The sequence below is a fragment of the Clostridia bacterium genome (genome assembly GCA_024653205.1).
In the GTDB taxonomy this organism is placed as follows: Bacteria; Bacillota; DSM-521; order Neomoorellales; family SLTJ01; genus JANLFO01.
Window position 1 is genome coordinate 1 of the sequence record JANLFO010000018.1, and the last position, 26,770, is coordinate 26,770.

Sequence of the window (26,770 nt, forward strand, 5' to 3'; positions counted from 1 at the left end):
ACCGGTACGAGGGGGAAACCAGCACTGCCCCGGGACGAACTGGGGATAACTCAGGACGCACCCCCGCCCGGGCCGGGCGGTTCAGGTTCTTGCCCGAATCACCTGGCACATGGAGCGGGATGCACCGAGAGCATCCCGCACATCCATGCCAGCCGCACGACCAGGGCCCTTCCGCGTCACCTGGCTACCGACCTGGCAACGCGGTGACCGAAAACCCCGGCTAGTCGCCCTCCTCTACCACGGCTACCGCCGCCACCCGATCTTCTGCCGCCAGACGCATAAGGGTGACCCCCTGGGTGGTACGGCTGCGCCGGGGAATCTCCGCGGCCGCCAGGCGGATGACCTCACCTTCGGCAGAAATGAGGAACACGTCGTTCTTCTCCTGGATGACCCGTGCCGCTACCACCGGGCCCTGGCGCGAACCGGGCCGCAGGGTAAGGATGCCCCGACCTCCCCGGCCCTGTATCCTGTACGCGGCCAACTCCGTGCGCTTCCCGTAGCCGCGTTCGGTCACCACCAGGAGGTCCTTTCCCGCCGCCGGCCGCACCAGCGCCACCACCCGGTCATCCGGGGCCAGTTCCATCCCCTTAACTCCGCGGGCAGTGCGGCCCATGCTGCGTACTTCATCCTCGCGGAAACGGATCGACAGGCCGGCGCCCGAAACCAGCATTACGTCATCCCCGCCTTCGGTAACCTCCACCCCGATCAGAGAGTCGCCTTCGTCCAGGGAAAGGGCGATAATTCCCTCCCGCCGGGAAGTGGAAAACTCGGCCAGGGGTGTGCGCTTTACCACCCCCCGAGCGGTGGCCATAAAGAGGTAACCGCGGGTAAAATCGGCTACCGGTACTACGGCAGTTATGAGCTCGCCCTGAACCGGAAGCAGATTGACCAGGGGGAGCCCCCGGGCCTGTCTGCCGGCCTCAGGCACTTCGTACACTTTTAGGCGGTAAACTTTGCCGGCGTCGGTGAAGAAGAGCAGGTACGCGTGGGTATTGCAGATGAAGAAGTGCTCCACCACGTCCTGCTCGCGAACGGTGATTCCGGTAACTCCTCGTCCTCCCCGGCGCTGGCTCCGGTACGCCGAAAGCGGGATACGCTTCAGGTAACCCCGCCTGGTTATCGTCACCGCCACTTCTTCCTCCGGTATCAGGTCTTCCTCCCGGAGGTCGTCTTCGGCCTCGATGATGCCGGTACGCCGCTCGTCGGCAAAACGCTCTCCCAATGTCAGCAGCTCTTCCTTGACCAGCCCGCGAATCAGGGCCGCATCGGCAAGCACCCGTCGCAGCCGCTCGATCTCTTTTATGAGCTCGCCGTACTCCGTCTCCAGTTTCTCCCGTTCCAAGGCGGTCAGCCGCTGCAGCCGCATGTCCAAGATGGCCTGGGCCTGGACTTCGGTAAGTCCAAAGCGCTCCACCAGGGCCCGACGCGCGGTCTCCGGATCGCGGGACTGCCGGATGGTGCGAATCACGGCGTCCAGATTTTGCAGGGCAATGCGCAGGCCGAGGATTATGTGCGCCCGTTCCTCTGCCTTGCGAAGATCGTACGCACAGCGCCGCCGCACCACTTCCTCCTGGTGCTGGAGGTACTGTTCCAGCATCTCCCGCAGGCTGAGAAGCCTCGGCTGCCCGTCCACCAGGGCCAGAAGAATGATTCCAAAGGTCTCCTCCAGCGGGGTGTGTTTGAAGAGCTGGTTAAGGAGTACCCGGCTGTTGGTATCCCGGCGGAGCTCCAGTACTACCCGCAGGCCGCTCCGGTCGGATTCGTCCCTGAGCTCGGTTATGCCGTCGAGTTTCTTTTCCCGTACCAGTTCCGCTATCTTCTCCACCAGGCCTGCCTTATTTACCTGGTAGGGAATCTCGGTCACCACGAGCCGCGGCCGTCCGCCCTCGGTTTCCAGTTTCACCCGCGCCCGTACCCGGATGCTTCCCCTACCCTGGCGGTAGGCCTGCTCCACCCCCTGCCGTCCTACGATCATTCCTCCGGTGGGAAAGTCCGGACCCGGGACCAACCGGAAGAGTTCCGCCTCCGGGAGGCCGGGGTTATCGATCAGGGCCACCAGGGCGCGGATAATCTCACCCAGATTGTGGGGGGGAATATTTGTGGCCATTCCCACGGCTATGCCGGCGCTGCCGTTGATAAGCAGGTTGGGAACGCGCGCCGGCAGCACCGCCGGTTCGTCGAGGGAGCCGTCGTAGTTGGGGATGAAATCGACCGTTTCCTTTTCTATGTCTTGCAGCATCTCCATGGCCAGAGCCGAGAGCCGGGCCTCGGTGTAGCGCATGGCCGCAGGTGCGTCCCCGTCCACGGACCCGAAGTTGCCGTGCCCGTCTACCAGAGGATACCGGCTGGCAAAGTCCTGGGCCATGCGGACCATGCTCTCGTACACGGCCGCGTCGCCGTGGGGATGGTAGCGGGCCAGGACATCCCCGACCACGCGCGCGGACTTCTTGTGCGGGCGGTCGGGGCCCATACCCGCCTCGTACATGGCGTACAGTATCCTCCGCTGGACCGGTTTGAGCCCATCCCGCACGTCCGGAAGCGCCCGCCCCACGATTACACTCATGGCGTAATCGATATAGGACCGCCGCATCTCCTCTTCCAGGTCTAACGGTACAACCTTACCTGTCGCTTCGGCCATAGCCTCACCCTCTCAATCCCTTGCAAACCTATACGTCCAGGTTCCTTACTTCACGGGCGTGTGCTTCGATGAAACGCCGCCGCGGTTCTACCCTGTCACCCATGAGAATGCTGAATACGCGGTCTGCCTCGGCCGCGTCCCGTACCGAAACGCGCAGGAGCGTGCGCTTCTCCGGGCTCATGGTAGTCTCCCATAGCTGCTCGGCGTTCATCTCACCCAGACCCTTGTAGCGTTGAACACTCACCCCTTGCCGCCCAAGCCGCTGCAGTAGCGGCTCCAGTTCGGCCTCGGTGTAAAGGTAATATTCCTTCTTCCCCTTGACCACGCGGAAGAGGGGCGGCTGGGCGATGTATACGTATCCGCTTTCGATAAGCGGGCGCATGTAACGGTAAAGGAAGGTGAGTAGCAGAGTGCGGATGTGCGCGCCGTCCACATCGGCGTCGGTCATAAGGATGAGCTTATGATACCTGGCCTTCTTTAGGTCAAAATCCTCCCCCACCCCTGTACCCATGGCGGTAATAAGGGCCCGGATCTCCTCATTGCCCAGAACCTTGTCGAGTCTGGACTTTTCCACGTTGAGTATCTTGCCCCGCAGGGGCAGGATGGCCTGGAAGCGTCTGTCCCTCCCCTGCTTGGCCGAGCCGCCGGCGGAATCGCCCTCCACCAAATACAGTTCCGCCTGGGCCGGGTCCCTAACCGTGCAATCGGCAAGCTTGCCCGGCAGGGTGGTCACTTCCAGACCGCCCTTCCGCCGGGTGAGTTCCCTGGCCTTCCGAGCTGCCTCTCGGGCGCGGGCGGCGAGCAGGGCTTTCTCCACCACCCGGCGGGCCACCGCCGGCGTCTCCTCCAGGTAGGTGGCCAGGCCCTCCCCTACTACGGCTTCGACGATTCCCTTGACCTCACTGTTCCCCAGGCGGGTCTTGGTCTGACCCTCGAACTGCGGCTCGGGAACCTTAACGCTCACCACCGCCGTGAGGCCCTCCCGGATGTCCTCTCCGGTCAGAGCCACCTGGTCTTTGACCAGGTTGAAACGGCGGGCGTAGTCGTTGACCACTCGGGTGAGCACGGTCTTGAGTCCGGTTTCGTGCACTCCTCCCTCCCGGGTGTGGATATTATTGGCGTAGGACAGGATGTTTTCCACATAACCGTCGTGGTGCTGCAAGGCGACCTCCACGGTTACCCCGTCCCTCTCGCCGGCCAGGTAGATGGGCTCGGGATACACCGGCTCTCTCCCGTCATTCAGGTAGCGCACAAAATCCACCAGACCGCCGGTATGGACGAACTTCTCACTGCGCCCGGTGCGCCGGTCCTCCAGGGTCAGCTCCAGGCCACGGTTGAGGAAGGAAAGCTCGCGCAGCCTTTCGGCAATTACTTCGTACTCGAATTTGATGTGGGGAAAAATCTGTGGATCGGGCCGGAAAGTTATGCTGGTACCGGTGCCCTCGGCAGGCCCTACTACTTCCAGCTCGCTGACCGGTTCCCCGCGCTGGTAAGACTGGCGGTACAGGCGGCTGTCCCTCTTGACCTCTACTACCAGTTCTTCCGACAACGCATTAACCACCGACACCCCTACTCCGTGGAGACCGCCGCTCACCCGATACCCCTTCCCGCCGAACTTGGCGCCGGCGTGCAGCATGGTAAGAGCTACTTCTACCGCCGGCCGCCCGGTCGCCGGGTGGATATCGACAGGAATACCCCGACCGTCATCGGTGACCGTAATCGCTTCGCCGTGGTGGATAACCACCTCGATGCGGGTGCAGTAACCGGCCAGGGCCTCGTCTATGCTGTTGTCCACCACCTCGTAGACCAAATGGTGCAGCCCGTCGGGCCCGGTATCGCCGATATACATACCCGGGCGGCGCCTCACCGCCTCCAGGCCCTCTAACACTTGTATTTGGCTGGCATCGTAAATTTCTTCTCGGCCGGTCTCCGCCATTTTCACCCCTCCGATATTCCGGCAGCCATTCTAACATAAAGCCGTAACGGCCACAAGCGCTGCAGCACCTGGGTTCTTCCCGGTTTCTTTCCAGGCAACGCTGGGATACGTGGGTGGAGCACCGTGGCTATCCCTCGCTTGCCTGGCGGGTCGCGGTTCCGCCGGGAACCTGGAGTGAACCCCTCATAGACCCGCCGGAGGCAGAGGCCGAATCTCCCCGCCCTTCACCTCCACCGCAGTAACGCCGCTCCAGCGCCGCGGCAGAAGCAAGGTCTCGGTAGCGGTGACCACCACCTGAGGCCACGACTCCAGCACCTCCCCCAGCCATTCGCGCCTGCGGGCGTCGAATTCAGCGAAGATGTCGTCCAAGAGAAGCAAGGGCTTCCGTCCCAAGATCTCTTCTGTGACCTGGGCCTGAGCGAGCCGCAGGGCCACGGCCACCTCTTTCTGCTGTCCCCGTGAGGACCAGCTGCGTGCCTCGCGGGCCTGCACCAGGAGCTCGAGTTGATCTCGGTGGGGTCCGACTCGGGTATATCCTGCCTGGCGGTCCGCCGGCCGGCCGCGGCGCAGCAGTTCGAGTAATTCCTGTTCCAAATCGCACGCTTGGGGATCCGGGCCCACGGGCGAGTAGCGTATGGTGAGTTCTTCGCTGCCCCCGGCCAGAGCGGAATAGTTCTTTTCCGCACGCGTCCTAAGCCGCTCCAGGATCCGCAGCCTTTCTCTGATCAATCGCGAACCGTAGCGCGCCAACTCCTCCTCCCAAACCTCTATTCCCTCCGATCGGTCCCGGCGCAGGCACACGTTTCGCTGCAGCAGTGCGCGGCGATAGGCTCTCAAGTCCGCCAGATAACCGGGAGCCAGGCGGGCCAGGAAGGCGTCCAGGAAGCGTCGCCGCCACAGCGGTTCCCCATGCACCAGAACTACGTCCGACGGCCAGAATGACACCACCGGAAAGAGGCGAAATATCTCCGCCGCCGACCCGGCCACCCCGTTGAGGAACTGCTGGCGTTTTCCCTGTCGACTTACCACCGCCCGCAGGTGCAGACTGCGCCCCGCCGCCGTGACCTCGCCCTGTACCTCGGCCCAGGATTCTTCGTACTGGATCATCTCCGCGGGGGCCGTCAGCCCTCGGCCCAGTATCAGGAAGCAGACCGCTTCCAAGAGGGAGGTCTTCCCTTGAGCGTTGGCCCCCAAAACAGCATTAACGCCAGGCGAGAATGGCACCTCTGCCTGGCGGTACAGCCTGAAGTGACGGAGTCTGAGCCGGTTCAGGGACATCGGTAGACAAGTCTCACCCGCCTCCACCCAATCACCCTGTCCTAACGATTACCGGAAGCACCAGGTACGTATACCCCTCGTCCCCTTCCGGACGCAGGACGGCGGCGCTGAAGTCCCGGTTGAAACCGAGGCTCGCCCTGGAGCCCGGCAGGGCCTTCAGGCCGTCCAGGAGATACCTCACGTTAAAGAACACCTCTCCTCCTTCGCCCACTACCCGCGCCTCGACGGGTTCCATCAGGGTACCGATGCTACTCCGACCGCTTACTATAAGCACTCCCGAACCGATTTCCAGACGGACGATATTGGCATGGGTCTTATCCTCTTCCCTCACCAGCACGGCAGCCCGCTCCAGGGCCTCAAGGATGACCGAAACCTCGACGCCGACGGTGGTGGTAAGTTCGCGCGGAATCACGGCTTCGTAGTTAGGGTACCGCCCTTCTATTACCCGGGATAGAAGGAGAAAACCCTCGCCCTGAATGCTTACCTGTTGGCGGCCTACGGTAAGGCTAAGCCCCTCCTCCACTCCCTGGGCCAAGCGGGCGGCGATCTCCACCGTCCTCCTGGGCACCACGGCCCGAACTTCCGATTCCACCGTCACCTCGCAATTCACGCGCCACCAGGCCAGGCGGTGAGTGTCGGTAGCCACCAGGTTGAGGGGTCGGTTCGGACCCAGATCCCAGAGGATGCCGTTAAACATCGGCTGCACGTCGTCGTGGCCGCAGGCGATGACCACCTGTTTCAAGAGGGCCTGCCATTGCTGTGCGTCAAGAGTAATTCTGGCCCCGGTCTCCGGTTCGGGAAAGGCGGGGAACTGTTGCGCATCCAGGGTGGTGATCTGGTTTTGCCCCCGCGCATACCGAAGCAACACGGAGTTGTCCGCCTGTTCAGCGGCCACTTCCCCCTCCGGCAAAAAGCGGATCAGTTCCGCCGTCTGGTGTCCCGGGACCACCAGCCTGCCCGGGGTGAGGTCGCTCGCGGGTACCCTTACCCGTAGCGACACCTCCAGATCGGTAGCGCTTAACCATAATCCGGAGGCTTGCGCCTCCACCAGGATTCCCGCCAAAGTCGGAACACTGGGCCGACTAGGTAGCGCCCGGGCAACCAGCTGGAAACCCGCGCTGAGATCCTTCTGTTGGGCGCGAAAGCCAAGAGGCATGTGCTGATTTCCTCCTTAGCATTCTCTATTACTTTATCGAACCTCCAGTAAGTAGTCTTCGTCGTAGGGGCTGGGTATGGTGTGGATAAGGTGTCAAGGCGTAGGACCAAGAGGCAGCCGGTTCGAGCTGCGATTTTGAATAAGTCGTTTACAAGGACTGAAGTTGCTCGATCAGGTCTTTCACAGCCTGTTGCAGTACCGGGTCGGTCTGCAGGTCCCGGGTTATCTTTTCGCAGGCGTGGATAACCGTGGTGTGGTCGCGTCCGCCGAAGGCTTCTCCGATGCGGGGCAGGGAAAAGTCGGTAAACTCGCGGCAAAGATACATGGCGATCTGTCTCGGAAGGGCCACGTTGCGGCTGCGCTTCTTAGCCCGCAGGTCTTCCGGCCGCAAGTGAAAATAGCTGGCCACCAACCTTTGAATAATCGGGATGGTGATCTTCGGAGCCTTGTTTTTGGGCAGCATGTCCGCCAGGATGGTGGCCGCGGTTTCTGCGTCGACTTCGCGCTGGTAGAACGACGCATAGGCGGCTACCCGGATTAAAGCCCCCTCCAGTTCGCGAATGTTGGCCTGGAACTGCGAGGCGATGAAGAGCATTACCTCGGTAGACAATCGCGCACCTTCGAGTTCGGCTTTCTTTTCCAGGATGGCGATGCGGGTTTCCAGATCCGGGGGCTGGATGTCGGTGATCAGTCCCCATTCGAAGCGGGAGCGCAGGCGGTCCTCCAGTGTAGGTATATCTTTGGGCGGCCGGTCGCTAGATAGAATGATCTGGCGATTTGCCTCATGCAAAGCGTTGAAGGTGTGGAAGAACTCTTCCTGGGTGCGTTCCTTCCCCGCCAAGAACTGCACATCATCCACCAGGAGGACGTCGATGTGTCGGTACTTGCTGCGGAAGTCCTCGGTGGTGTCGTCCCTTATGGCGTTAATGAGTTCGTTGGTGAACTGCTCGGACGACACGTATACCACCCGGTAGTTAGGTAGACGGGCCAGCACGTGGTGGCCGATGGCATGCATCAGATGTGTCTTTCCCAGGCCCACTCCTCCGTAGATGAAAAGCGGGTTGTAGGTGCGTGAAGGATTCTCGGCCACGGCAAGAGCGGCGGCGTGGGCGAAGCGATTGCTGTTGCCCACCACAAAGGTTTCAAACGTGTACTTGGGATTGAGAGGCATGGACAGGCAGTCCTCGTTCGGACCGCGGGCTTCGGCGCCCGGCGGCAAAATGAACTGTATCTCCAGCTGCCGGTTGGCTACCAGACGCAGAGCGTTCTTTATGAGCGGTGCGTAGTTGTCCTCGAGCCAGTCGCGGGCGAACTGGTGAGGGACGCCGAGATACAGAGTGTTTCCCTGCAATGCCAGTGGCCGGGCGGACTGAATCCAGGTCTCGAAACTGGGGCGACTTACCTGCTTTTGAAGCAATTCTAGCGCCTGTTCCCAGATGGTCTGGACATTTTGGGAAGGCAAGGCCTCTTGACCTCCCAATGCAGGTTAAGGCTGGACCTATGTTAGCAGGAGTCGGGGTAAAAGGCAAGACCGGGGAAGTGCGAAGGTTGGCGAAGAAGGGCGAGATGGTAGCTGGCACCAACTCGGACTGGCTCCCGCACCGTCTTTTCGTCTTGACAGGTGGCCGGTGGTTGCGTAGACTAGGAATGGGTTGCCTAAGAAAGTCTCGTGGGGAGGTGTTGCCAGGCCGCCGGGGGCGGGTCTGGCAATAATGCATTGAAGCGGACTTATCAGCCGAAAATCAGACGTAGACATCGCCGCCACGGTTTTCTGGCCCGCATGCGCACCAGAACGGGACGGAGGATTATAGCTCGTCGGCGGGCGGTCGGCCGGAAACGTCTGGCGGTTTGAGGCGACTGAGGATTGCTTCCGCGGAGCAACCGCCTGCGGAGGAGCTCAGACGTCCGGGCGGTGTACCGGGAGGGCCGGGTGGCTTACGGTCGCTACGTTGCGGTGCGATGGCGCCCCAATTGTCGGCCGGTTAGTCGATTTGCCTTTTCGGTGTCGCGGCAGGTGGGCAAGGCGGTGGTCAGGAACCGCTACAGGCGTCGCCTACGGGAGGCCCTTCGGGCGCGGCTGGGCAGGCTGGTTCCGGGATACGATGTGGTGGTGAGAGTGTTGGGGGGGGCGCGAGGGCAGAGGGCGGCAGATTTTGCGGCCTTGGCGACCGACTTGGAAGCGGTGTTGAGGAAGGCGGGGCTGTTGAGGTGCGGGTGTCGCTGAGATGTCTGCTGGCGTTGATAGCGTTTTACCAGCGGTGGATATCGCCCTTGACGGGGCCGCATTGCCGGTTTTATCCGAGCTGTTCGGAGTACGCGCGGATCGCCTTAGAACGCCATGGGTGGCGAGGGGTGGGATTGGCGCTTTTACGCTTGCTTCGCTGCCATCCTTTTTCCGCCGGTGGCTGCGATCCGGTCCCATAAGCAGTCGGGAGGTGGCACCTGGCTTAAGCCGGCTACTTAAGGTTTAGGCGCAGGGCAAGAAATTGGGTGTACTGGTTAACTGGCTCTCTCAGGCGATTCAGTTCTTTTACATTCTGTGCTCGCATTTGGGGATACCCAGCTACGGTCTGGCCATAATCGTGTTTACGGTCGTGGTGAAGGCCGTTTTACTCCCTCTGACTCTCAAGCAACTACAGGCCATGCGGCGGATGCAGTTGCTTCAGCCTAAGGTGCAGGAGATACAGAAGCGGTACCGCAACAATCCTCAAAAGGCCCAGCAGGAGATTATGCGGCTCTACCAGCAGCACGGCGCCAATCCCCTGGGCGGCTGCTTGCCTCTGCTGATCCAATTGCCTATTCTATGGGCGTTGTTCATGGCTCTCAGAAGTTTCTTTGATCCGGTGCAGCATCCGGCGTATGTTAACCTGGCGGATGCCCGGTTCCTATGGATACCCAATCTTGGGGTGCCGGACCCGGTAATACTTCCGCTGTTGGCGGCGGGCTCTACGTTCCTCCAGCAGTGGGTGACGATGAATCTCTCGGGAACGACGGACCAAACGCAGAGGACGATGCTCTACATTATGCCCATCTTCATGGGGTGGATCTGCCGTAGCTTCCCTGCCGGTCTGGCGCTTTACTGGGTCGTTTACTCTCTGGTGGGTATCGTGGAACAGTTTCTGCTGCGCCGGGAGCCGGTAGGCGTTAAGGAGGAGATCAGGGCGAAATGAGGACGGTGGAAGCGGCGGGGAAAACGGTGGAAGAGGCGATCGAGTTCGGTTTGCAGGAGCTGGGCGCGCCCCGGGAGGAAGTAGAGGTTGAGGTGTTGGAGGCCGGAAGCAAGGGGTTTCTGGGCCTGGGAGCGCGGCTGGCGCGGGTGAGGCTGACCTGGCGCCAGGACTTCGGGAGGCTGGCTTTGGAGTTTCTGCAGGAAGTGTTCCGTGTTCTGGGGGTGGCGGTGAGGGTGGAGGTCTCGGAGCGCGACGGCTGTCTTTACGTCGCGTGCCGGGGCAAGGGCCTGGGAGTGCTTATCGGTCGGCGGGGGGAGACGCTGGACGCGCTGCAATACCTGGTGAACCTAGTCGTGCGAAAGCGGGCGGGTCGGCAGGTGCGGATAGTACTGGACGTGGAGAACTACCGCCGACGGAGAGAGGACACTTTGGTAAGGCTGGCCCGGCGGCTGTCGGAGAAGGTTAAGCGCACCGGGAACCGAGTGGTTCTGGAACCGATGACACCGCACGAGCGAAGGATAATCCACATGGCGCTTCAGGGGGACAGTCAGGTATATACTTTCAGTGAGGGAGAGGAACCCTTCCGCAAGGTGGTTATCGCGCTGCGCCGTTAGGTCCCTAGGTGTGGAGGCGGCCAGTGCCGGAACTTTGGCGGCCCAGTGATGCTTGCATTGCTGGGTCTTTCGTGTTTTAAGGGGTGGAAGAAGGTGGAAGAGACTATTGCGGCGGCGGGCACGCCTCTCGGCGAGGGTGCCATTGCCGTGGTGCGAATTAGCGGACCGCAGTCGCGGACCATCCTGGAGAGGATCTTCGTAGCCCGGCGGCCGGGGCCCCTGATCCCATTCCAGCTGCGACTGGGTTGGGTGCTGGACCCGGAGACGGGTAGGCGGCTGGACGAGGTGCTGGCCACCTGGATGCCTCAGGGGCGAAGCTACACGGCGGAAGAAATGGCGGAAATTCACTGCCACGGCGGCATCGCGGCCGTGCGGAGCGTCTTGCGCCTGGTGTGGCGTGAGGGGGCGCGGCCCGCCGGTCCCGGTGAGTTCACCCTGCGGGCTTTCTTGAACGGGCGGCTGGGTCTCACCGAGGCGGAGGCAGTCCTGGACCTGATTCGGGCACCGGGAGAGGCGGGACTGGAGGCGGCGGTCCGACAACTGGCCGGAGGGCTGCGGCGCTGGAGCGAGGACTTGTGGAGCGCGCTGCGGTCGGTATTGGCCGAGGTGGAGGCCAGTATTGACTTTCCGGAGGAAGTGGGCGAGGCCGAACGCGGCCGGCTGGCCTCGGAACTGGAGGGTATCGGGCGGCGGGCGAGGGAGATGCTGGCTAGGGCCGAACAGGGCCGGGTGGTCAGAGAAGGTTTGCGGGTGGTGCTGGTGGGGCGGCCGAACGCGGGTAAGTCCAGCCTGATGAACGCTCTGGTGGGACGGGAGCGGGCCATCGTTACTCCGATCCCCGGGACCACGCGGGACGTTCTGGAAGAAGCTCTGGATTGGGGTGGCCTGCCGGTATGTCTGACCGACACCGCCGGCCTGGGCCCGGCCCGGGATGGGGCGGAGGCGGTGGCGGTGGAGCGGGCGCGGGAGGCCCTGGGGCGTGCGGATGTCCTGCTCCTGGTGGTGGACGGGAGTGAGGAGGACGGGGGGAGTCTGGCTGCCGAAGTACCCCGCGACAGGGCCGTGGTAGTGGTCAACAAGGCGGATCTCTTCGGGGAGGTGGTACGGCGCCGGTGGGAGGAGGTATTTCGGGGGTGGCCGGTGGTATTTTGCTCGGCCAAGGAAGGCTGGGGACTGGACGAGTTGAGGGAGAAGGTGCTTGAGCTGGTGGCCGCCAGGGGAATACGGCCGGGCGACAGTCCCCTGATTACCCGGGAGAGGCAGCGGCGCCTTCTCGAGCGGTGTGAGGCGGCAATAGCAGAGGCCAGGGCGGCGCTGGCCGAGGGGCTGCCTTTGGAGGTAGTGGTCGTGAACCTCAACGAGGCCGGGGAGGCCCTGGGGGAGTTGACCGGCCGGCAGGTGCGCCAGGAGGTCTTGGAAGAGATTTTCAGCGAGTTCTGCGTGGGGAAGTGAGGCGGCGTGAGTAGCCCGAGGTATTACGAGGCGGGGGCCTACGACGTGGTGGTCGTGGGGGCCGGCCACGCGGGTTGTGAGGCGGCCCTGGCGGCGGCGAGGCTGGGATGCCGGACGCTGGTGCTCACGTTGAGTTTGGACAACATTGCGTTGATGCCCTGTAATCCGGCCATCGGGGGGCCGGCGAAGGGGCACTTGGTCCGGGAGGTGGACGCTCTGGGGGGGCAGATGGGCCTGGTGGCGGACGCTACCTACCTGCAGATGCGCACCCTCAACACCGGTAAGGGACCCGCAGTGCGGGCGTTGCGGGCACAGTCGGACAAGAAGGTGTACCAGCGGGAAATGACCCTGGTGCTGGAGAACCAGGAGGGCCTGGACGTCAAGCAGGGCGAGGTAGTGGGTATAGAGGTGGAGGGCCAACGGGTACGGGCGGTGGTGACCCGGACGGGTGCGCGTTTCCGGGCGCGGGCGGTGGTGCTGACTACGGGGACCTACCTGCGGGGACGGATCATCGTGGGAGATTGTTTCTGGGATGGGGGCCCGCAGGGCCAGTTTGCCGCCCAGGGTCTGGCCCGGAGCCTGCGCGAACTGGGTTTCAGAATGGGCCGCTTCAAGACCGGTACGCCGCCGAGGGTGGACCGGAGGTCCGTAGACTTCAGCGTGATGGAGGAGCAGAAGGGCGATCCCGAGCCCGGGAGTTTTTCCTTCCTGAGCGACCGGCCGACGCGACCGCAGTTCTCGTGCTGGCTTACCTACACCAATGAGCGCGCCCATGAGCTGATAAGGGCGAATCTTCACCGGGCGCCCCTCTTCACCGGCCTGATCGAGGGCCGGGGACCGCGTTACTGCCCGTCGATCGAGGATAAGGTGGTGCGCTTTGCCGATCGGGCGGCGCACCAGGTGTTCCTGGAGCCGGAAGGTTTGGGTACGAACGAGATGTACGTACAGGGCTTATCCACCAGTCTTCCGGAGGACGTGCAACTGGCGGTGTTGCGCAGCATTCGCGGTCTGGAGCGGGCGGAGATGATGCGGCCCGGCTATGCCATCGAATACGATTACCTCGATCCGACGCAGCTTTGGCCCAGCCTGGAGACCAAGCTCATCCGGGGCCTGTTTACCGCCGGGCAGATTAACGGCACCTCCGGGTATGAGGAGGCTGCCGCTCAGGGTCTGATGGCGGGGATTAACGCGGCGCGCTACGTGCGGGGGGAGGAGCCGGTGGTGCTCCAACGCTCTCAGGCCTATATAGGGGTGCTGATCGACGACCTGGTTACCAAGGGGGTGACCGAACCGTACCGCATGCTTACTTCGCGGGCCGAGTACCGGCTGCTGTTACGGCACGATAATGCCGATCTGCGGCTGACGGAACTGGGTCGGAAGATCGGGCTGGTAGATGAGCGGCGGTACCGGGTTTTCCAGACCCGGAGAGAGAGACTGGAGAAGGCGCGGCGGAGGCTGGACGAAACGGCGGTTTCTCCGGAGGAATGGGAGGCCAGGGGCTTGGCGGGACCGCTTGGCCGGGCGGTGAGCCTGGTGGAGTTGTTGCGCCGGCCGGAGGTGCGGTGGGCGGACATCTCAGTATGGCTGGGGGCAGATGGCGACCTTCCGTGGGAAGATGCGGCGGAATTGGAGGCCGAGGTGAAATACGAAGGTTACCTGCGGCGGCAGGAGGAGCAGGTAAGGCGGGTGCAGCGGCTGGAGGAGGAGAGGCTGCCGAGAGATCTGGACTACGGCGGCATTCGGGGGCTCTCCCGGGAGGCGCAGGAGCGGCTGACCGCGGTACGGCCGGAGACCGTGGGCCAGGCGGCGCGCGTCCCGGGCGTGTCGCCGGCGGACGTTGCGGTCCTGTTGGTGCATCTGGAAAAGGAGAGGCGGGCGGCGAGGGGTGGGCGGTCGGGCTGAGCTGGAGTACCTCCGGCGGGCCTTGGCCCGTCAGGGAATAGAGATTCCTCCCGCGCGGCTGCAGTGCCTTGCTGGCTATGCGGGGAAGCTTCTGGAGGCGAATCGCCGGGTCAACCTCACGGGAGCAGCCAACTGGGAAGAACTGGTAGACCGGCAGTTGGTGGACTGCGTGGTAGGATTGGGGCTAATTAGCTGGGACGGGGTGGAGCTGGCGGTTGACGTGGGCAGTGGCGGGGGCCTGCCGGGGCTGGTGTTGGCGGTACTCCATCCGGCAGTGAGGGTGCGCCTGGTGGAGTCGCGGGTCCGGCGGGCACGCTTCTTGCAAAGGTGCGCGGCCGAACTGGGGCTGGCCAACGTGGAGGTAGCGGTGGGGCGGGCGGAGGAATTGGCGCACCGCGGTGAATGGCGGGAGGCGGCGGATCGGGTTACGGCCAGGGGATTGGCGCCCCTGGCCGTGTTGCTGGAGCTGAGCCTGCCCTTCCTGGCGCCGGGAGGCCGGCTGCTCGCGTGGAAGGGGCCGGCAGTGGTGAGGGAGCTGGAGGAGGCAGCGGTAGCCCTGCGGGTTCTGGGTGGAAGGGTGGCGGGCCGGTACGGATACCGTCTGGCCGACGGGAGGGAGCGTTGGCTGTTGGTGGTGGAGAAGAACTCCGCCACCCCTCCCCGCTACCCTCGGCGCCCGGGAGTGCCGGAGAAGAAGCCCTTGGGTTGGTCGCGGCGGTTGGAGGAAGTGGATGGTGCTTGTTGAATACTTAAGGCGAGGCCGTGGACGGGGGCGGTCGGGCTGGGGGGAGAGGCGTGGGCCGGGTGATCGCCATTGCCAACCAGAAGGGCGGGGTTGCCAAGACCACCACCGCGGTGAACCTCGGTGCGTGCCTGGCGCTGGCCGGAGAGCGGGTGCTGGTGGTGGACGTGGACCCGCAGGGCAACGCCTCCAGCGGGTTGGGCGTGGATCGGCGGCGGCTCTCGCGCTGCATTTACGACGTGCTGATCCGAGAGGCAAGCCTGGGGGCGGTGATAGTGCGGACCGAGTTGCCGGGGCTGGAAGTGGTGCCGGCGACGGTCCGGCTGGCGGGGGCAGAGATTGAACTGGTCGCCCTGGAGGGCCGGGAGAAGCGGCTGGCCCAGGCCCTGCAGGGGGTTCGTGAGCAGTATACCTTTATTCTGATCGACTGCCCTCCTTCTCTGGGGTTGTTGACCCTGAACGCCCTGACCGCGGCGGACCGGGTGCTGATCCCCATCCAGTGTGAGTATTACGCCCTGGAGGGTTTAGGCCAGTTGATGCAGACCATTCGCCTGGTGCAGCGTCACCTTAATCCGCGCCTGGAACTGGAGGGGGTAGTGCTGACCATGTTCGACGGTCGTACCAACCTTTCCATACAGGTGGTGGAGGAGGTAAAGAAATTCTTCCGGAACAAAGTCTTCAAGACGGTTATCCCGCGGAACGTACGGCTGAGCGAGGCGCCCAGCCACGGGAAGCCGGTGGTGCTGTACGAGCCGCGGTCGCGTGGGGCAGAGGTCTACCGCGAGTTGGCGGAGGAGGTGCGGGAGCGTGGCTAGGCGAGGCCTGGGAAGGGGGCTGGAGGCCCTTATCCCTCAGGTGGAGGAGGGTCAGGGAGAGATCGTTAGCGTGCCCCTGGACCGGATTGAGCCCAATCCGTGGCAGCCGAGGCGGCAGGTGGATGAGGCGGCACTGGAGGAACTCGCGGCCTCTATTCGGGAGCACGGTGTGGTGCAGCCGATCGTGGTATCGCGGGCGGGGGAGGACCGATACCGCCTGGTGGCGGGGGAAAGGCGGTGGCGTGCCTGCCGGCTTTTGGGTTGGGAAGCCATACCGGCGATTGTCCGGGACCTGAGCGAGCGGGAGAGCATGGAGATGGCCCTGGTGGAGAACCTGCAGCGGGAGGATCTGAACCCGCTGGAGGAGGCTGCTGCCTACCGGGTTCTGCAGGACGAATTCGGGCTGACGCAGGAGGAGATAGCCAGGCGGGTGGGCAAGAGCCGGGCGCTGGTGGCCAATACTCTGCGGCTGCTGCAGCTTCCCCAGGCGGTAAGGGATCTGTTGGCCGCCGGGCAGTTGAGCGCGGGCCACGGTCGGGCGCTGCTGGCCGTGGAGGATGCGGCGGAGCAGGTGCGATTGGCCCAGGAGGCGCTCGGAAGGGGCCTGTCGGTGCGGGAGATGGAGGAGTTGGTTAGGAAGCGGCGGGCCTCTGGGCGGGGTGCACGGGCGAGGAGCACGGGTTGGGTGGAACCGCCGGAGTGGGCGGAGGCGGCCGAGAACCTTTCCGAGCGGCTGGGCACGCGGGTGCGGATACGCGGCGGCCGTGGGGGCAGGGGCAGGATCGAGATAGAATTCTACGGGCCAGGTGATCTGGAGCGCATATTATCCGTCCTGGGTGGCTAATGTTTCACGTGTTACTTTACGGTGAAACAACAATGGAGGGACCGGCATGGAGCCGTTCGGCCTGGGCCTGCTCGTCGGCCTGCTGGTGGGTGAAGGACACTTCGGAGGGGACGGTCGTCAGCCGCAGATCACCCTGCGGATGCACGCCCGCCACGCCCCCCTATTCCAGTACCTGGTCGAGATGGTGCCGGGCTCGCGCCTCTACGGGCCCTACGGCCACCAGGGCCGCAACTACTACCAGTGGATGGTACGCGGCCCGGCCCTGAGAGAACTCGTATCCCTTCTGGAGCAGACCCCCCTTGAAAGAATCGATCCCTACGCGTACGAGCGGCTCCAAGCCATGAAACAGCGCTACCGCCTGCGCTAGCTATCCGAACCGAAGGGCGAAGTCCGCCCCGAGCGCAGCGAAAGAGGAGAAACGAGCATGCTGGAAATCGCACAATGGCTACATACCCTTGACCCGTCTGCCTGGCTGGCCCTGGCCGCCCTGGTGCTGGCGGTGGTAGGCCTCGCGCGACCGCGCGCGGGAGCCCCGGCGGCCGGAGATCCGCGAAGCCTCGCACGCCGGATAGAAACGCTGGAAGAGGCGCTTCGCCGCGCCGAAGCCGAGACCGCCTCTCTCAGGCGGCGTGTCAGAGAAGCGGAAGAGCGCCTGCCCAGCCACCTGCAGAGGGTGGGTCTGGTGCGCTTCCGGGCCTTCCCGGAGGTAGGGAGCGATCTGAGCTTCTCGCTCGCCCTCCTGGACGCCCGGGGCAACGGCGTGGTGCTGACCAGCCTCTTCGGTCGGGAGGAAACCAGAGTATACGCCAAGCCCGTACATGAGGGCAAGTCGCCGTACCGGCTGGCCCCGGAGGAGGAACAGGCTCTGGCTCAGGCGCTGGCCTCCCCGCCGACCTCCCCCGCCCCCCGGTGAGAAGGGAATAGAATCCGCCCGCTCCGGAGAGCCTAAGAGCCGCCCGCCCCGCGCCGTACCGGAAGCGGCCCGAGCTGCGTAAGAGGAACGGTCCGGGCAGGATGCGGCCCTCGGCCACGAAGGCAGACAGCTCCGGGAGGAAATGCCGATGACCACTCCCCTACCCTTTGCCGACCGGACCGAGGCCGGCAGGGCACTGGCGGCCCGGCTGGCCGGCTATACTGACCCGCTGGTCCTGGGGGTGCCGCGGGGAGGCGTCGAGGTGGCGGCGCCGATCGCCGAGGCCCTAGGAGGGGAACTGGATCTGCTGCTCACCCGCAAGGTCGGCGCCCCGCTGGAGCCCGAGCTGGCGGTGGGAGCAATAACTCCGGACGGACAGGCCATCTTCAACCTGCTCCTGCTGCGGAGGCTCGGTCTGGCGCCCGAGGGACTAGAACCCGAGGTCAGCGCCGCGCGCCGAGAGCTGGAACGCCGCTGGCGGGAGTATCGCGGAGAACGCCCCCTGCCGGCGGTGCGGGGGCGCACGGTCATAACCGTAGACGACGGGATTGCTACCGGGTTCACGCTGCGGGCGGGTTTGGCCTGGATCCGCCGGCTGCAGCCGGAAAAGCTGGTAATTGCGGTCCCGGTGGCGCCTGCGGAAGTCTGGGGCGAAGTGGCGGCCGAGGCGGACGAGGCAGTCTGCCTGGCTAACCCCGAGCCCTTCTACGCCGTAGGTCAATTTTACGTGGACTTTGCCCCCGTCGACGACCGGCGGGTAATAGAACTCCTGCAGGCCAACTGGCGAAGACGAACCTAGGGGGCTCCGGGAGCCTCCTAGGGGAAAGTACGGGAAAAGCGGCTCCTCCGCCTAGCAGGACGCTTCCTGCGGCGCCAGTAAGGCAGGCGCAACCTCCGGCCTGGCGGCATAGTGGGTCTCCCAGGCGACCAGCACTGCTGCGGCTATCCGCTCGGCCATGCGCATGACCAGGCTCAGCCGCGTGTTCTGAAGCACCATGTACTCCATGTAGCCCGCCACATTTACCACCCCGGTGACGTGGAGGTCCCCTACTGAGGGTAGCTCCTTGTGAACACCCGCCCCCGGCCGCAGCGGCCCCTCGGCCACGGTTATAAGCCCAATACTATCCCTCTGGCCCAAGGACGCGTCCACCGCCACCACCAGAGGTCGGGAGCTTGAGTTGCCCAGGGTCCGCAGGTGGTCCAGGAGGTTTGTGGCGTGAACCGGGTTGTCCAGGGTGCCAAGTACCCTGGGCCCGCGGCCGCGCTCCGCCAGCTTGGAGCCGACCAGGGGACCAAGGCTATCGCCGGTAGAACGGTCGGTGCCGATACCCAAAACTATAACCTCCCGGCTGCCCTCGGGGTCCAGGCGCCGAAAGCCGGCGGCCAAGGCGCCGGCCATCTTCGCCACGGCAGCCGGGTCGTCGTAAGCCACTCGGATCCTGGGTAGAAAGGACAGCATAACAACCTCCCGGCATTGAATACCTGGTTAAGAGTATATGCCGATTTTACCCATTTTATACAGGGTTAGGCTGCCCGGCAGAAGGCATAAGCTTAACCGGTGAGAGGCTTGGGTCGCGAATTCCTGCGTTCTGCTGCGGTCTACGTGGGCACGCTCATCGGGGCCGGGTTTGCCTCCGGGCAGGAGTTGGTGGGCTTCTTTGCCTGCTTCGGCCTCTGGGGCCTGGCGGGTGCCTGCCTGGCCGGGGCGGCTTTGGGGCTGGGCGGCTGGCTGATCATGTGGTGTGCCCGCACCTCCCGGGCCACGAGTCTGCGGGAGCTCCTCGCCTCCGTGCCTCGGCCCCTGGACCGAGCCCTGGCCCTCGTCATCAGCGCCTTCCTCTTCAGCGGCCTCACCATAATGCTGTCGGCCGGCGGCACCTTACTGGAGGGACAGATACGCCTTCCCCGATTCGCGGGCATTCCCCTGATGGCCGCGCTCACGCTGGCGGCCTGCTGGTGGCGGACCGAGGGGCTGGGCCGGGTTAACACCCTGGCGGCGCCCCTGCTCATAGGGACGGTAGCCGCTACCGGCCTGATCCACCTCAGCCGGCTGTCGGCATTTCCGTCCGGTACGGACCGCATCCCGGTCGCTCCCCATTGGTGGTGGGCAGCCGGGCTGTACGCCGGCTATAACCTTCTGGCCGGAGCAGCCATACTTCCGGCCTTCGCCCACGGCGGTCCCGGTGCCGGTCGGGGTGCCCTGGCCGGCGGGTTGGCGGTGGGGGCCGTAGCCGCCCTTTGCGTACCGGCCCTGAACAGCTATCTGGACCAGGAGCTTCCGTTGCTGGCCGCCGCCCGGAGTCTCGGCGCGATGTGGGCCTGGGCTTATACCGCCAACCTCGGCCTGGCCCTGTGGACCACGGCCGCCGGCCACCTCTTCGGTCTGGCGGCTAATGCCCGAGCCTATCGACCTCGCCTGATTGTCCTCCTCCTTCTTGCCATCCCCCCAGCGCACCTCCCCTTCTCCGCCCTGGTAGGCAGTCTGTATCCACTCTTCGGGTATCTGGGCGCGGTGCTCATGCTCTGTCTGGCCCTCTGGCGCCCGAGATGTGCCGGTCGATGCTAGTGAACCGGGAGGCGCACCGGACGCCTCCCGCCCGGCTCGGCCTTGGGCAGGCGAACCTCCAGGACCCCGTCCCGATAACCGGCCTGGGCCTTCTCCGGCACCACCCGAGCGGGCAAAGATATGGCCCGCGCGAACCGGCCCCAAAACCGCTCGGCCAGCGCGAGGTTTTCCTCCTGGGCTTCCTGGGCCCTTCGGATCTCGCCCTTGATGGTAAGCGTGTCGTCGGTAACCCCGACCTCGAGATCATCCCTGTCCTGTAGCCCGGGTATCTCCGCCGTTACCACTACTTCCCTTTCGGTCTCGTACATGTCGACGCGGGGAGCGTACTCCGTGCCCGTCTGGTCCAGAGCCCGGACCAGACGATCCAGCTCCTGGCGCAGCCGGAGAAGCTCCGGCCAGGGATTGCGCGGAAGCAGGCTCACCGTACCATCCCTCCTTATCCGCCCCAAGTAATTCCCGGCACCGCCTCCGGCCGGCCCGACGGCGGTCGTCTTGCGCAACCCCCGGCGGCATCACGCCGGGGCCCCTCGGCGACAGAACCGGGGTGCGCTCCCGGTGCCCGAAGCCCGAAGGCGCGCCCGTACGCCCGATGTCTCACCGTGTCTAACCCGGCGGCCGGAGGGGAAACCGGGTAGAGCAGGAACCGACGATAATCCCACTATCCCTTCCCTCGCTGCCCATATTCTTGTGTGGACGAGAGAATATTATGCTCGGAAGGAAGGGAAGCGCATGGCAGACGCCTCGTTCCTATTCTGGCTGCTGTTTCTGTTCCTGGCCTTCTGGCCGGCCTGGCAACAGCGACAGATTGCCGCCGCCCGGCTCCGCGTCCTACGCCGACTGGAGTTGGAGCGAGGGTCGCGCGTAATTACCCTTATCCACCGACAGGAGATGCTGAGCTTCCTGGGCATTCCCCTCAGACGCTACATTACCGTGGAAGATTCGGAACAGGTGCTCCGGGCGGTGCGCCTTACCCCTCCCGACATGCCCATCGACCTGATCCTGCACACCCCGGGTGGGTTAGTACTGGCGGCGGAACAGATCGCCCGCGCCCTTCTGCGGCACCCGGCCAAGGTCACCGTATTCGTGCCCCACTACGCCATGTCCGGGGGCACTCTGATCGCCCTAGCTGCCGACGAGATCGTCATGGACGAAAACGCGGTCCTGGGACCGGTAGACCCCCAGATCGGGCAGTACCCGGCAGCCTCGATCCTGGAAGCCGTACGCCGCAAGGACGTTAACCGTGTGCATGACGAGACCCTCATCCTGGCCGATCTGGCCGACAAGGCGCTGCGGCAGGTGGAAGGCACGCTGCGCTCGGTACTGGAGACCAAATTCGGCCAGGAGCGGGCTCGCACCCTGGCCGATACCTTCGGCCGGGGATACTGGACCCACGACTTCCCCCTTACGGTGGAGCGGCTGCGGGAAATGGGGCTGGCGGTCAGCACCGACCTGCCCCCGGCGGTTCACCAGCTAATGGACCTCTACCCCCAGCCCCCGCAGCGTCGGCCCTCGGTCCAATTCGTTCCCCTCCCCTATGACGGCGAGCGACGCTAGCCGGCAGGAAACCGCAGGCGAATAGGGAAAATAAAACTGCGTCCAAAAGGGATGGGGAGGCACGGGTATGGGCGTACCGGCCGAGGAACTGGCGTCCAGGATAGGAAACCTGCAGGCAGGGCTCGCGGCACAGGGAGTGACGGCGGCCGTAATCATCCAGCGGCTGGACCTCTATTACTACGCCGGCACCGTGGGTCTGGACTACCTTGTGGTGCCCGCAGCCGGTGAGCCCCTGGGTCTGGCCCGGCATAATCCCTACGAACCCGGACCCTGGCGTACGGAGGTCCTGCGCCGCCGGGAAGACCTGGCAGGTTTTCTGCTAGAACTCGTGGGTTCCGGAGGCCGCCTGGGGCTGGAACTGGATGTGCTGCCCGCCAGGGTCTACCTTCGCCTGGCCCAGGAGCTAAAAGGGTATACGCTGGTGGACGTATCCGCCCGCATCCGGCGGCAGAGGGCGGTCAAGAGCGCCTGGGAATTGGAGGTGCTGCGGGCCACGGCCCGAAAGGACCTGGCGGTGTGGTCCGCGGTTCCGGATCTCCTCGGCCGGGCCCGGACCGATCTGGAGCTGGCGGCGGCCATAGAGGCCACGGCTCGGTGCCAGGGGCACCAGGGGCTGATCAAGTTCCGCGCCTTCAACGAGGAGATATACTTCAGCTCGGTTCTCGCCGGCCCGGACGGCGCCCTGCCGGGCCCCTGGGACACGCCGCTGTCCGGCAAGGGGGTATCGCCGACCTTTCCCCAAGGCACCTCCGGCACCCTCCTGCGGGCGGGCGAGCCGATACTCATCGACTACGGCGGCTGCTATCAGGGCTACGTCGTCGACCAGAGCCGCCTCTTCGCCCGGGGTTACCTGCCCCAGGACCTCCGGCGCGGCTACGAGGTGGCCCGGGAGATCCAGGAGGCGGTGATCGAGACCGCCCGGCCGGGCGTAGCCTGCGGGACGCTTTACGAGAAGGCACTGAGACTGGCGGAGCAGGCCGGGCTCTCCGAGTTCTTCATGGGAGCCAGGCGTGTTCCCTTCATCGGCCACGGCGTGGGGCTGGAGCTCGACGAATGGCCGGTTCTGGCCCGCAATTCCCCGGTGGCCTTGGAGCCGGGCATGGTGTTTGCATTGGAACCCAAGTTTGCTTTCCCCGGCCGCGGCGCCGTGGGGCTGGAGAACTGCTACGCGGTAACCCCGACCGGGGTGGAGAGGCTCACCCTGGCCACCGATGACCTGATCATCGTGTAGGCGGGCGAGTTATCCCCATTTTCCGAAGAGCAGTGCGGGTTTCGCCCCGGTACTTAAGGCGCGCCGGTTGCCGAACTCGGAGAGCAGGATAGGCGGGCCGAAGGCCACGGATGGCCGGTGCGGCGCGGGCACCATGGACGGGTTCCTGCGCGGTGTGATGTCCTCTCAGATAGGGGGGTGAGCGCTTGGCGGCGGACGCGACCACCGGTATTATGCGCCGCCTGCCGGCGGTAGAGCAGATCCTGCGCCGGCCGGCCGTTCAGGAATTGCTTTCTTCCTGCCCGCGTTTGGTAGTGGTGGAGGTTGTCCGAGAAGTACTGGCAGGTCTCCGCAGGGAGTTGCGTTCGGGGTACCGGAAGGAGGCTCCGTCGGCGGGCGAGGTCGAGCAGTTGGTGGCGGCTCTGGTTCGTTCCCGCTGGCGACCCCGGATGCGGCGGGTCATTAACGCCACCGGAGTGGTGCTGCACACCAACCTGGGTCGGGCGGTACTGAGCCGGGCGGCGCTGGAGGCCCTGGCCGAGGTGGCCGGCCACTACTGCAACCTCGAACTGGATCTGGACACGGGCGCGCGCGGGTCGCGGCAGGAGCACGTGGCCGAGCTCCTGTGCCGCCTGACCGGTGCGGAGGCCGCCCTGGTGGTCAACAACAACGCCGCCGCGGTTCTCCTGGCGCTCACCGCCCTGGCCTCGGGACGCGAAGTAGTGGTGAGCCGGGGCCAACTGGTGGAAATCGGCGGCTCCTTTCGCCTGCCGGACATAATGGCCGTGAGCGGTGCCCGCCTGGTAGAGGTGGGCACCACCAACAAGACCTACCTGGAAGACTACGAGCGGGCCGCGGGGCCGCAGACCGCCCTGCTGCTCAGGGTACACGCCAGCAACTTCCGCATCGCCGGCTTCACACAGCAGGTGAGCGCGGCCGAACTGGTCGGCCTGGGCCGGCGCCTCGGGGTGCCGGTAATGGAGGACCAGGGCAGCGGCCTCTTGCTTCCCCGCCAGGAGTGGTTGTTCCGGGAGGAGCCGGTGGCGGCCGGTAGTATTGCCGAGGGAGTGGACGTGGTCACTTTCAGCGGGGACAAGCTGCTCGGCGGCCCCCAGGCAGGCATAATCGTGGGCAAGGCCGAGTATCTGAACCTCATGCGTCGCCATCCCCTGGCCAGGGCCCTGAGGGTGGATAAACTTGCCCTGGCCGCCCTGGAAGCCACCCTTCGCCTCTATCTGGACCCGGCGGAAGCCGCCAGGAGTATCCCGGCCTTGAGAGCCCTGACCCTCCCGCAAGAAGAGCTGAAGGCGCGCGCGGAGAGACTGGTGGACCTGCTGGCGGCGGCGCTGGCGGGCCGGGCAGAAGTGCAACTGGTGGCCGGCCGGTCGGAGGCGGGCGGCGGTGCCCTGCCGGGGGTCGAACTGCCTACCTTCCTGGTGGAGATAAGGCCGGGTTTGGTCTCCGCCCGGGAACTGGCCGACCGCCTGCGCCGGGCAGACCCCCCGGTCATAGCCCGTCTGAGGGAGGGAGCGCTTGTCCTGGACGTTCGCACCCTGCTCGAGGGTGAAGAGGCACTGGTCGCCCGAACGCTGGCCGGGTGCCTGAAGGAGGTCTAGCCCATGGGGTTTCTGGTGGTGGGCACCGCCGGCCACGTGGACCACGGCAAGACCGTCCTGGTACGGGCGCTGACCGGAGTGGATACCGACCGTCTCAAGGAAGAGAAGGAGCGGGGAATCTCCATCGAGCTGGGATTCGCCCCCCTGCGGTTGCCGAACGGCCAGGTCGCGGGCCTGGTAGATGTGCCGGGGCACGAACGGTTCATCCGGCAGATGTTGGCCGGCGCCGCCGGCATCGACCTGGTCCTTCTGGTGGTGGCCGCCGACGAAGGGGTGAGGCCGCAGACCCGGGAACACCTGGCCATTGTGGACCTGCTGGGAGTGCAGGCCGGGATAATCACCCTCACCAAGAAGGACCTGGTAACTCCCGAATGGCTGGAACTGGTGGCCGAGGAGGTACGGGAGGCGGTAAAGGGAACGGTGCTTGCCGAAGCGCCGATGGTGGCGGTGTCGGCGTTGACCGGCGAGGGCCTGCCGGAACTCCTGGACCTTCTGGCGGAGCAGGCGGAGAAGGTTATCCCCCGCCAGCCGACCGGTCCAGCCCGCCTGCCCATCGACCGGGTGTTTTCCGTGCGCGGGTTCGGCACGGTAGTCACGGGCACCCTGTGGTCGGGAAGCCTGCGTACGGACCAGACGGTGGTGATCCTGCCCCAGGAGCTTTCCACCCGCCTGCGCCAGCTCCAGGTGCACAACCGCCGGGTAGGCGAGGCCTATGCCGGCCAGCGCGTGGCCTGTAACCTTGCCGGAATCGAGGTGGGCGACGTAAAGCGGGGAAGCGTGGTGGTCAGTCCCGGCGCCTTTCGGGCTACGCCTCGCCTGGACTCAGAGCTGAAGCTGCTGAGCGACGCGGGACGGGAACTGCGACACGGTCAAAGGGTGCGGTTCTACCTGGGTACGGCCGAGGTAACCGGCCGGGTGCTGCTCCTGGATCGGGAGGAACTCCTCCCCGGGGAGACGGGACTGGCCCAACTGGTGCTGGAGGAGCCGGTGGTGGCCGCCCGGGGCGACCGGTTTGTGCTTCGCTCCATGTCACCGCTGATCACCCTGGGCGGCGGCTGGATCCTGGACCCCTACGCCCCGCGGCACAAGCGGCACCGCGCCGAGGTGGTGGCGGCCCTGCGGGCGGCCGGGCAGGCTCTTCCCCAGGAGCGGGTACTGGGGCTGTTGACCCGGCGGCGCTGGGGCCTTCCGCTTGACGAATTGGCCCTCCTGGCCGGACTCGAGGCGGCGGACGCCGCAGCCGTGGTAGAGGATTTGGCCGCCCAAGACCTGGTAGTGGTCCTGGCCTACGAAGGGGGACAGTATGTGGCGGATCGGGCCCGGGTGACCCGGTGGGAGGAGGAGGTAGACGCCCTGCTGGGCGAGTTTCACCGTCAGTATCCCTTGCGTCCGGGCATGCCCAAGGAGGAACTCCGAACCCGGCTTTTCGGCCGCCTGCCCGCGCGGGCCTATTCCGGCCTCCTGGAATACTGGTGTGGCCGGGGACGGGTAAAGGATCAGGGGGGCTACGTAGCCCGGCCCGACTTTACCCCCAGCCCCAGCGGAGCGCAAAGCCAGACTCTGGAGGCCCTGCTGACCGCCTTTCGGGAAGGGAGATGGCAGCCGCCGGCGCCGGAAGAAGTGTTTGCCCGCCTGGGAGTAAAGCCTGAGGAGGGTCACGAGTTGCTGCACTACCTGGTGCAGCAAGGCGAGTTGGTGCGGGTGGGGGAGGGACTGTATTTCAGCCGCCAGGCGGTGGCCGAGGCCAGGGAGCGGATAGCCGACCTGATTCGTACCCGGGGACCGGTTGAACTGGCGGCGGTGCGCGATCTTCTGGGTAGTTCCCGCAAGTATGTTCTCCCTCTAATGGAGTATTTCGACCAGATTCACCTCACCAGGCGGGTGGGGGACAAGAGGGTGCTGTATTCCGATAGGGCCTAGCCGGGTCCCGGGCACGCCTTTCGTCTCGGCGACATAAGAGGAGAAGGGGCCTTCCGTCGGGAGACGGCGCCCACGGGCACCGATACGGAGCCGGCCGGAAGGCGAAGGTCGAACCCTAGTTCGGTCGGCTAAGCGACCGGTACGAGGGGCAAACCAGCACTCCCCTGAGACAAACTGAGGATAACTCAGGGGGGGTCTGACGTATCCCCACTTTCGAGTTAACTTGAGTTAACTTGAGTTGACTGGAGTTGACTGGCGGTACCGGGTGCTCGCCTGAGTACATTGGCAACTCGCCGGGAACCGAACTTGGCGAGGACGAGCGCGGAGGCGGGCCGGAGGCCACGGACGGCCGAAGCCGAGGAGCGCCATGGACGGCGCTTCCGAGGGGAGCCCGCCGTAGCGCGAAGGCTGAGCCTTAGTTTGGTCGGCGAGGTGACAGTACGA

25 protein-coding genes are annotated in these 26,770 nt (G+C 65.0%); 18 read left to right on the top strand and 7 right to left on the bottom strand.

All coding sequences use genetic code 11. From position 1 onward, the window contains the following. Window positions 1-220: 220 nt before the first annotated feature. The 5 genes from gyrA to dnaA all read right to left on the bottom strand — a co-directional run bounded on the left by gyrA (window position 221) and on the right by dnaA (window position 8,470). A complete protein-coding gene (gene gyrA, locus NUV99_09095; GenBank protein MCR4420258.1) occupies window positions 221-2,638 on the bottom strand; it encodes a DNA gyrase subunit A in 2,418 nt (805 codons plus the stop codon). A 28-nt stretch (window positions 2,639-2,666) separates the two neighbouring features. Continuing rightward, window positions 2,667-4,574 carry a DNA topoisomerase (ATP-hydrolyzing) subunit B gene (gene gyrB / locus NUV99_09100; protein MCR4420259.1) on the bottom strand — a complete coding sequence of 636 codons (1,908 nt, stop codon included), beginning with the start codon at window positions 4,572-4,574 and terminating at the stop codon, window positions 2,667-2,669. 183 nt (window positions 4,575-4,757) lie between these two features. Beyond that, window positions 4,758-5,852 (bottom strand): DNA replication/repair protein RecF, encoded by a 1,095-nt coding sequence (locus NUV99_09105; GenBank protein MCR4420260.1) that lies wholly within the window; start codon window positions 5,850-5,852, stop codon window positions 4,758-4,760. A gap of 31 nt (window positions 5,853-5,883) precedes the next feature. After that, on the bottom strand, window positions 5,884-7,008 hold the full coding sequence (gene dnaN, locus NUV99_09110; protein ID MCR4420261.1) for a DNA polymerase III subunit beta: 1,125 nt from the start codon (window positions 7,006-7,008) through the stop codon (window positions 5,884-5,886). Between the two features lie 148 nt (window positions 7,009-7,156). Further along, window positions 7,157-8,470, bottom strand: a complete 1,314-nt coding sequence (gene dnaA / locus NUV99_09115; protein ID MCR4420262.1) for a chromosomal replication initiator protein DnaA — start codon at window positions 8,468-8,470, stop codon at window positions 7,157-7,159. 255 nt (window positions 8,471-8,725) lie between these two features. Here dnaA and rpmH point away from each other — a divergent pair, with 255 nt between their 5' ends. From rpmH to NUV99_09180, 13 genes are all read left to right on the top strand, one after another. Then, window positions 8,726-8,860: a 50S ribosomal protein L34 gene (gene rpmH / locus NUV99_09120; GenBank protein ID MCR4420263.1), complete on the top strand. Its 135-nt coding sequence runs from the start codon at window positions 8,726-8,728 to the stop codon at window positions 8,858-8,860. A 12-nt stretch (window positions 8,861-8,872) separates the two neighbouring features. After that, entirely contained in the window at window positions 8,873-9,232 is a 360-nt protein-coding gene (rnpA, locus tag NUV99_09125; protein ID MCR4420264.1) for a ribonuclease P protein component, read from the top strand. Beyond that, window positions 9,217-9,432: a membrane protein insertion efficiency factor YidD gene (yidD, locus tag NUV99_09130; protein ID MCR4420265.1), complete on the top strand. Its 216-nt coding sequence runs from the start codon at window positions 9,217-9,219 to the stop codon at window positions 9,430-9,432. Before rnpA ends, yidD begins: the two co-directional genes overlap by 16 nt. A 62-nt stretch (window positions 9,433-9,494) precedes the next feature. Beyond that, window positions 9,495-10,178 (top strand): YidC/Oxa1 family membrane protein insertase, encoded by a 684-nt coding sequence (locus NUV99_09135; protein ID MCR4420266.1) that lies wholly within the window; start codon window positions 9,495-9,497, stop codon window positions 10,176-10,178. Continuing rightward, window positions 10,175-10,792 (top strand): protein jag, encoded by a 618-nt coding sequence (locus tag NUV99_09140; protein ID MCR4420267.1) that lies wholly within the window; start codon window positions 10,175-10,177, stop codon window positions 10,790-10,792. Before NUV99_09135 ends, NUV99_09140 begins: the two co-directional genes overlap by 4 nt. Before the next feature lie 93 nt (window positions 10,793-10,885). Further along, window positions 10,886-12,244, top strand: coding sequence for a tRNA uridine-5-carboxymethylaminomethyl(34) synthesis GTPase MnmE (gene mnmE, locus NUV99_09145; protein MCR4420268.1), 1,359 nt, complete (start codon window positions 10,886-10,888; stop codon window positions 12,242-12,244). A 6-nt stretch (window positions 12,245-12,250) separates the two neighbouring features. Continuing rightward, window positions 12,251-14,146, top strand: coding sequence for a tRNA uridine-5-carboxymethylaminomethyl(34) synthesis enzyme MnmG (gene mnmG, locus NUV99_09150; protein ID MCR4420269.1), 1,896 nt, complete (start codon window positions 12,251-12,253; stop codon window positions 14,144-14,146). Further along, window positions 14,130-14,891 (top strand): 16S rRNA (guanine(527)-N(7))-methyltransferase RsmG, encoded by a 762-nt coding sequence (gene rsmG, locus NUV99_09155; GenBank protein MCR4420270.1) that lies wholly within the window; start codon window positions 14,130-14,132, stop codon window positions 14,889-14,891. Before mnmG ends, rsmG begins: the two co-directional genes overlap by 17 nt. Window positions 14,892-14,941: 50 nt before the next feature. Next, window positions 14,942-15,703: an AAA family ATPase gene (locus NUV99_09160; GenBank protein MCR4420271.1), complete on the top strand. Its 762-nt coding sequence runs from the start codon at window positions 14,942-14,944 to the stop codon at window positions 15,701-15,703. After that, entirely contained in the window at window positions 15,696-16,547 is an 852-nt protein-coding gene (locus tag NUV99_09165) for a ParB/RepB/Spo0J family partition protein (GenBank protein ID MCR4420272.1), read from the top strand. Before NUV99_09160 ends, NUV99_09165 begins: the two co-directional genes overlap by 8 nt. A 46-nt stretch (window positions 16,548-16,593) precedes the next feature. Further along, window positions 16,594-16,914, top strand: a complete 321-nt coding sequence (locus NUV99_09170; protein MCR4420273.1) for a hypothetical protein — start codon at window positions 16,594-16,596, stop codon at window positions 16,912-16,914. 57 nt (window positions 16,915-16,971) lie between these two features. Next, the gene (locus tag NUV99_09175; GenBank protein ID MCR4420274.1) at window positions 16,972-17,460 is read left to right on the top strand and encodes a DUF4446 family protein; all 489 of its coding nucleotides are present in this window, start codon (window positions 16,972-16,974) and stop codon (window positions 17,458-17,460) included. Between the two features lie 148 nt (window positions 17,461-17,608). Then, the gene (locus NUV99_09180) at window positions 17,609-18,259 is read left to right on the top strand and encodes a phosphoribosyltransferase family protein (protein ID MCR4420275.1); all 651 of its coding nucleotides are present in this window, start codon (window positions 17,609-17,611) and stop codon (window positions 18,257-18,259) included. Window positions 18,260-18,310: 51 nt separating this feature from the next. Here the strand turns inward: NUV99_09180 and yyaC are convergent, their stop codons facing one another. Next, complete coding sequence (gene yyaC, locus NUV99_09185) at window positions 18,311-18,919, bottom strand: spore protease YyaC (protein MCR4420276.1); 609 nt, start codon at window positions 18,917-18,919, stop codon at window positions 18,311-18,313. Window positions 18,920-19,018: 99 nt separating this feature from the next. On the opposite strand from yyaC, the gene NUV99_09190 reads away from it, so the two are divergent. Beyond that, window positions 19,019-20,026 carry a hypothetical protein gene (locus tag NUV99_09190; protein MCR4420277.1) on the top strand — a complete coding sequence of 336 codons (1,008 nt, stop codon included), beginning with the start codon at window positions 19,019-19,021 and terminating at the stop codon, window positions 20,024-20,026. Here the strand turns inward: NUV99_09190 and NUV99_09195 are convergent. After that, window positions 20,023-20,448: an Hsp20/alpha crystallin family protein gene (locus NUV99_09195; protein MCR4420278.1), complete on the bottom strand. Its 426-nt coding sequence runs from the start codon at window positions 20,446-20,448 to the stop codon at window positions 20,023-20,025. The genes NUV99_09190 and NUV99_09195 overlap by 4 nt on opposite strands. Window positions 20,449-20,755: 307 nt before the next feature. Here NUV99_09195 and NUV99_09200 point away from each other — a divergent pair, with 307 nt between their 5' ends. From NUV99_09200 to selB, 4 genes are all read left to right on the top strand, one after another. Continuing rightward, entirely contained in the window at window positions 20,756-21,580 is an 825-nt protein-coding gene (locus NUV99_09200; protein ID MCR4420279.1) for an ATP-dependent Clp protease proteolytic subunit, read from the top strand. Window positions 21,581-21,647: 67 nt separating this feature from the next. After that, window positions 21,648-22,811: a Xaa-Pro peptidase family protein gene (locus tag NUV99_09205; protein MCR4420280.1), complete on the top strand. Its 1,164-nt coding sequence runs from the start codon at window positions 21,648-21,650 to the stop codon at window positions 22,809-22,811. A gap of 185 nt (window positions 22,812-22,996) precedes the next feature. Beyond that, complete coding sequence (selA, locus tag NUV99_09210; protein MCR4420281.1) at window positions 22,997-24,406, top strand: L-seryl-tRNA(Sec) selenium transferase; 1,410 nt, start codon at window positions 22,997-22,999, stop codon at window positions 24,404-24,406. A gap of 3 nt (window positions 24,407-24,409) precedes the next feature. Next, complete coding sequence (gene selB / locus NUV99_09215; GenBank protein ID MCR4420282.1) at window positions 24,410-26,326, top strand: selenocysteine-specific translation elongation factor; 1,917 nt, start codon at window positions 24,410-24,412, stop codon at window positions 26,324-26,326. Window positions 26,327-26,770: the final 444 nt, after the last annotated feature.